General features: G+C 35.6%; 6 protein-coding genes. All 6 read right to left on the bottom strand.

Annotation, left to right across the window (positions count from 1 at the left end; translation table 11 throughout):
* Positions 1–108 precede the first annotated feature (108 nt).
* The gene (locus RTP52_RS13380; RefSeq protein ID WP_312371965.1) at positions 109–276 is read right to left on the bottom strand and encodes a hypothetical protein; all 168 of its coding nucleotides are present in this window, start codon (positions 274–276) and stop codon (positions 109–111) included.
* Positions 277–320: 44 nt separating this feature from the next.
* Complete coding sequence (locus RTP52_RS13375; protein WP_312371964.1) at positions 321–1,817, bottom strand: glycoside hydrolase family 43 protein; 1,497 nt, start codon at positions 1,815–1,817, stop codon at positions 321–323.
* 176 nt (positions 1,818–1,993) lie between these two features.
* Positions 1,994–3,007, bottom strand: a complete 1,014-nt coding sequence (locus RTP52_RS13370) for an aldo/keto reductase (RefSeq protein WP_312371963.1) — start codon at positions 3,005–3,007, stop codon at positions 1,994–1,996.
* Between the two features lie 80 nt (positions 3,008–3,087).
* Positions 3,088–3,486 (bottom strand): zinc ribbon domain-containing protein, encoded by a 399-nt coding sequence (locus RTP52_RS13365; protein ID WP_312101588.1) that lies wholly within the window; start codon positions 3,484–3,486, stop codon positions 3,088–3,090.
* Between the two features lie 262 nt (positions 3,487–3,748).
* On the bottom strand, positions 3,749–4,729 hold the full coding sequence (locus RTP52_RS13360; protein WP_312371961.1) for a beta-galactosidase small subunit: 981 nt from the start codon (positions 4,727–4,729) through the stop codon (positions 3,749–3,751).
* A partial coding sequence (locus RTP52_RS13355) for a glycoside hydrolase family 2 TIM barrel-domain containing protein (protein WP_312371959.1) occupies positions 4,716–5,165 on the bottom strand: 450 nt, incomplete at its 5' end. The genes RTP52_RS13360 and RTP52_RS13355, both read right to left, overlap by 14 nt.

Genomic DNA, 5,165 nt, shown 5'->3' with positions numbered 1-5,165 from the left:
GCCATAAAGTCTAACTTTTAGGGGTCACCTCAAGACTAAGAACCTTTTTATATGATAAAATATCACTTTGAATTGATAGTTTGACTAAAAATATAGTTGTAAAAATTATTATTTCTTTAATACATTCAAAAAACTAATGGTTCCTAAAACAAAACAAACAAAAGCATATATCAATACAATAATATCGGAACAATAAAAATCAAAAACAACACTAATGATTGCCATTGCTAATAATAAAAAAAATAAAATCCATAAAACATTTTTTAAAATTTTCATAGTATCGTATCCTTCTGTTAATATCATTTTTTGATAAAAAATAATCATTCAAGCAAGTATTCACATTTGAAATCTTTGAATTTAGCAGTATTAATGGAGTATCGATCAAAAGCATATAAACCAATGATAACTCCGGTAAATCCACCAGCAACTTCAGAGGAAAGATACCGGGTCAACCCGGTACCAAGATGGATGATACCATTTTCTGATTTGACATAAAAACTGTACTCTTGGCTGCTAGAATCAATTATGAAGGAAGCACGATTGCTATCACCGAGAGAATATTCAGCTTCAATGGATTTTATATTACCAATACATAATCGTACGACTACTCGGAAATCTTCTGGATATTTGGATATTGCAAGATCATAATGGTGGTTTTCGTCCATGTAAAAAGTTATACCTGCTTCTCCACGGTCAATTTCAATATCACAATTTATGCGACAGCAGAATTCTTTCTGCCTTAATCCGATGAAAGTTGGGGAATCAACATCATCAAGTGAGATACTATTTCCATTTAAAATAATCTGGCTTTGGGATAATGAATAGTTTTCTCTAGAAGGATGTCTTAGGTAGCACCAATCCTGTTCAAAGGCTGTATTACAAAAAGTATATTCGGTTTGGAACTCCTGCTCTTTATATGTAAAAGGTACCTCGATATATTCTGAAGTAGTACCGTTTGTGCCAGCAGTAAACCATCCATCATCATGAAATCTCACCGGTGACAGGAATACTTCTCTCCCTAAATGATGGAAGGTAGTCCACTTACCTGTCTGACGGAAACCCAAGTGTAGCATCCAAAAGCTTCCATCAGGAGCTACGATCAAATCACCATGTCCGACACCTTGTATTTGAAAACCACCTAGGTTTCTGTTCGTAAGGACCGGATTGCTAGGGTAGGCTTCAAAGGGACCGTAAGGAGAAGTACTTCTAGCATAGGTGACCATATGACCATATTCAGTCCCTCCCTCTGCAGCTACCAGATAATAATAATCTTTGATTTTATATAAATGGGGTCCTTCTAAATAACGACCACCGGAACCCTGCCAGATAGTTTTACTCGGAGAAAGCTTTTTACCTGTGTTGATATCGATTTCACATTGCACGATACCTGATATTCCTTCTGCATCAGATCCGTTGCTCATAAAATAACTTTTTCCGCTTTCGAAAAATAGAGATGGATCGATTCCGTCCTGATCAATGAAAATAGGGTCGGACCATTCGCCATAGATATGATCCGTCCAAACAATAAAATTCTGCTGAGTGGTAGCATTCGTGGTGGTCATGTAGAAACGACCTTCATAATATCGTATAGAAGGAGCAAAAACCCCGCCTGAACTACTGACCCCTTGTAGTGCAATCTGATCAGGTCTTGTGAGACAGTGGCCAATCTGAGTCCAGTTTATCAAGTCCTCGCTTTCAAATAAAGGCACACCGGGAAAATACTGCATGGAACTGCAAACTAGATAATATTTACCATTTGCAGAGCATACACTTGGATCAGGATAAAATCCCCTAATTATAGGATTTTGATAATTCATAGAGACCTCCTTTTTGCACGTAAAGAATATGACATAGCATATTACTTCTCCATCGATAAGAATCCTCAACTTTATATAATGGTTCTTATACTACCGTTCAAAAGTTTGTTATTAAGTCAACAATCAATATTTTATTATTAAACCAACAATCCATATTTTCAATTGGTACCATAATATTAGTTCGAACATTCATCAAGTTTAGTTATTACATCCTTTGGTAATACAATTTCACTTGCCCGTACTACAGGTTCTAATTGCGCAGTACTACGGACAGAAACCACTGGAATAATCGGTGCACTGTGATTGGTTAAATAAGCAAGCGATAATTCAATCATGGAATATCCATATTCTTTTTGCAGTTCTTCTAAGATTTCATATCTCTTTAAATTGCAAGGATTAATAAAAGCTCTTATCATCCTTTCAGACATTGTATTCTTTAGAAGTTCCGGTTGTGCAGTGCCATTATGATATGCACCACTATTTCGTAATTTCTCAAAAAATCCATTTGCAACAGAGGTATAAGGGATCAAAGGGATACCCGTTTTCTTATGCCATGCTAGGTAATCCATGTCAGTCAAACTAAGTGTCTTATCCGGATTCATGTTATTTTCTTTCTTTACATAAGCTAGGCTGTATTGATTTGATAATGCTACAAAGCCTTTTTTTCCTGTAGTTTTTGCATAATCTAAAGCACTCACTGCTCTGTCTATATCCCAGTTAGAAAAGGCATAATAACGTATCTTTCCTTCTTTAACAAATTCCTCGCAAAAATCTACGATCTCTTCCACTGGTATTTGATTATCATCTCGATGAAGATAATATACTCCAATGCAGTCCAGGCCCAAAGTTTGTAAGCTCTCCTCTAAGTCAATTGCTACCTCTTTTTTATTCACGCGAGATCTTTTTTCTTGATCATCTAAGTTATAATGAGCACCTTTTGTCGCTATCATGACATTTTGATAAGCGTTTCTTAATTTAAGCCATCTTCCTATGTATTGCTCACTGCTGTTATCGCCTGTAGCCCAACAGCAATATACTTTCGCTGTATCAATAAAGTTACCACCAGCTGAAATAAAGGCATCTAGGACTTGATATGCTTCTTCTTCGTTTAGCTTATCACCAAAGTTACCTGCACCTAGACAAATATTAGATACTTTCAAATCTGTATTTGGTATTACAACCTGCTTCATACTATTTATCCTTCCTTTTTATTTATTGTTTGATATGTAAATTACTGTTTATGTTTTTTCTATAAAGTAAGCTAATATGGCTAATGTAACTTCTTACCGCACTTTTGGCAAAATTCGAAATCTGAGTTTATTTTGATACCACAATATGGGCAAAAACTGAAACTTTCACTGTTGTCAAGATTTGAAGTTGTAGTTTCTGAGTTTCTATTTTTTCCAAACACTTCCTGAAGAGGATCAGACTCTTCAGAACTGTCCATAATATCATACTTGGAAAATCGATTTGTACCTGTCGCATTATTAAAATGATAGAATGTCTGTACGATACCCACAATTATGAATATGATACCGAACAAAGAAAAGAAAAACGGTGCATCCATCGATGATGCCATAATAGTCCAAAATATACCGAAAACAACACTTATAATAGAACCCATAGCACCCATCGCAGAGGGCCCGCGTCCTGGTTTAATACTTTTCACCCTAATATACCTCCTCAAATTAATATAAATATCCTTTCTTAATAGATTACTATTTATCATATCATTATTCAATATTTATTTACCAAATATTAACTTTGATTGAGGTTTTCTCTTTAAAAAAACTATCAACCAATAATAGTTGATAGTTCTGATGTTATAATTTTTAATTTTAATTATACTAAGTTTCTATAGTTTAACAATTCCTGTTGAAATGCTTCTGTATTATCAAAACCACATCCAAACATTTCGGAGCAAGAAACTTCTACATTAATTTTGCTTTACTAATCTGGAAAGAATAGCATATATCCTCACCTGCATTGATATGATATTCTGGCTCCACATCTGCACCCCAGCTATTAATTCCTCCTACACCTCTGACAGCTCCTAGGATAGATAGAACTGTACGTCTCGGTAAAGGAAGTTCTTCATGATGAGTCGCATTCTCAAGTTCCTGAGCGGTATAAGGGATACAAGAAAATGCAAATTTTTTATGAATACTAGAAATTTTCAAACCGAATTTCTCGCTATCATGATCGGTATTATTTTTCGTAGTATTTCGGTACACCTCTACCCATTTAGTCTTCATGTGTACATTACAGTCCTGAGGTACCAAATATTTCGTAACTGGAAGACCTTCTATTTCATAGATTCCTTCTACTCCTCCATCCATTCTATCTGGATAGGTTTCTCCTGATAGTCCTTCATAACGATAGGAGGTAGCCTTGGTTGGCATAATAAAGCGTATTCCAAAAACAGGTAACTCTGGTAGGGTAGTATTGCCATGATAGTGAACATTTACATTGATAACACCAGTTGGAAGCATCTCATATTCTACGTCTACAGTTGTAGAAGGAACAGTTATTGTCTCATACGTAAATGTAATTGAGGCGTTAGAGGCAAATTCTTCTGTTGAATATTGATTATTCTCAGGTCCTATTTGAGGTTTTTTCTCTTTACCATCTATTTTTAATACAATCTTACTGCATCTGATAAAGTAGTCAGCACTTAGCCACATTCCAGAGCGTAATGGAAATCCGCTCCCTTTGTCATTGCATGTTGTTGCTCGCCAAAAGGTCGGTTTTGGACTACGATACAACCACTCTTTTCCGTCTATTACTAAGGATTCCATACCACCCACCTGATAAGAAAAGAGGTAATGAAAACCATTGCCATGAACTCCAAAAACTGTGTCTCCATATACAATCTGTAATTTATTTGGATCCTTATGATTAATACAATCCATAGTAATATTTCACCTCCTGTACTGCTGGTTTTTCAGTCCTATCTGCGAATACGATTCCATCTCCCGAAAATTCATAATCAGAAGGTCTGTCGTCAAAGTCTCCACCGTATCGAAGCACCATTTCACCTGATACCTCATCTTTCACTAATAATGCTTGGTCGATAAAGTCCCAGATAAATCCACCTTGATACATCTCATAACGAGGTATCAAATCAATATATGATTTTAACCCACCCAAAGAATTTCCCATATCATGCATATATTCGCATAAAATAAAAGGTTTTGCTGGATTTGAGTCCAAATATTCCTCTATTTGCTTAGAAGACGCATACATACGGCTCTCAACATCAGAAATGGTAGCTTCATAAGCTCTGTTATGTACTACGCCTTCATAATGCACAAGTCTGCTTGCATCCTTTTCCTTAAAGAATTGATT

It is taken from the genome of Lachnoclostridium sp., from assembly GCF_031997925.1.
Taxonomy (GTDB): domain Bacteria; phylum Bacillota; class Clostridia; order Lachnospirales; family Lachnospiraceae; genus Lachnoclostridium.
Note: the sequence above shows the minus strand (reverse complement) of the source record. Positions and strands in the feature narration are given on the sequence as shown.

Excerpts from the sequence above, each read along its gene's own strand:
- RTP52_RS13380 (WP_312371965.1), bottom strand. The coding sequence starts at position 276 with ATGAAAATTTTAAAAAATGTTTTATGGATTTTATTTTTTTTATTATTA.
- RTP52_RS13375 (WP_312371964.1), bottom strand. The coding sequence starts at position 1,817 with ATGAATTATCAAAATCCTATAATTAGGGGATTTTATCCTGATCCAAGT.
- RTP52_RS13370 (WP_312371963.1), bottom strand. The coding sequence starts at position 3,007 with ATGAAGCAGGTTGTAATACCAAATACAGATTTGAAAGTATCTAATATT.
- RTP52_RS13360 (WP_312371961.1), bottom strand. The coding sequence starts at position 4,729 with ATGGATTGTATTAATCATAAGGATCCAAATAAATTACAGATTGTATAT.